We start from the raw sequence: 1,246 nt of genomic DNA, 5'->3' as shown, positions 1-1,246 counted from the left end.
TGGGCTTCCCCCGATTCCCCGGACGGTTTGCTTAGCCCTTTAAGCCTTCTTCAAACTGGACCGGGCTGAGGAAGTCTAGCTTGGAGTGCTTGCGCACCGGGTTGTAGAACCTCTCGATGTAGTCGAACACGTCCGAGCGGGCCTCTTCGCGGGTCCGGTAGACCTTGCGGCTGGTTCGTTCCGTTTTCAAGGAAGAGAAGAAGCTCTCCATGGCCGCGTTGTCCCAGCACTCTCCGCGTCGGCTCATGCTGCAGGTGATGCCCTGGGCCTTGAGCAGTTGCTGGAACTCGTCACTGGTGTACTGGCTACCCTGGTCCGAGTGGTGCATCAAGGCGCTGGGTTTGCCGCGCCGCCACAAGGCCATGAGCAAGGCGTCGCTGACCATCTTGGCCTGCATGGTGTCACTCATGGACCAACCCACGACACGGCGCGAGTACAGGTCCATGACTGCCGCCGCATACAGCCAACCTTCAGCCGTCCAGATGTAGGTGAAGTCTGCGGCCCACTTCTGGTTCGGGCCATCGGCCTGGAAGTCGCGTTGCAGGTGGTTCGGGGCAATGTGGTTCTCCAGCCGGCTGACATTGTCTGCGGGCAGCCGGCGCCGCTTGCGTCTGGCCTGCAGCTGGGCCTGGTGCATCAGCCGGGTCACCCGGTTGAGCCCACAACTCTCGCCCAGGGCTCGCAGGTCGTGCCAGACGCGCGGGCTGCCGTAGGTGCGGTCACTGAGCTCGAATCTCTCACGGATGAGCCGGGTCAGTCGGGCGTCGTCCTGGCTGCGCTGGCTCGGTGCTCTGCCCAGCCATTCATAGAACCCGCTGTGGGACACCGCCATGACCCGGCACATCATGCGGGTGGGCCAGACGCTACGGTGCCTGGCAATGAAGGCGTACTTCACTGCGGGTCCTTGGCAAAGTAGCCGAGCGCTTTTTTTAGGATGTCACGCTCCATCGTGACGCGGCGCAGTTCCCTCTGGAGTCGTTCAACCTCTGTGGCTGCCTCGCTGCGGATGGGTCGATTCGGTCGCATGTCCAGAACGCCTTCACGCTCCTGGTTGACCCAGCGTCTGAGCACGCTGGCCTCGATTCCCAAATCCCGGGCAATGTGGGTGACCATCGCCCCCGGCTGCTTGACCAGCTTTACCGCCTCACGCTTGAACTCGTCCGTGAAGCTCCTTCTTGTCCTCGTCATTGATATCTCCTGAACACATCATGTTATTGAATGTGTCCGGGGAATCGGGGGAAGCCCA

At 61.8% G+C, this 1,246-nt stretch carries 1 protein-coding gene; it reads right to left on the bottom strand.

Annotated features, from left to right (window positions below; genetic code table 11):
• Nucleotides 1–31 precede the first annotated feature (31 nt).
• Nucleotides 32–1,188 (bottom strand): IS3 family transposase gene (locus tag AC1RRP_RS19240; protein WP_493038982.1). Its coding sequence is split into 2 segments (ribosomal slippage): nucleotides 32–921 and nucleotides 921–1,188, totalling 1,158 coding nucleotides; the frame shifts between segments, so codons are not numbered across the junction.
• Nucleotides 1,189–1,246 lie beyond the last annotated feature (58 nt).

Source organism: Hylemonella sp. GW821-FHT12C09 (genome assembly GCF_058807395.1).
The sequence above is the reverse complement of the archived record's forward strand: the minus strand, read 5'-3'. Positions and strand labels throughout refer to the sequence as shown.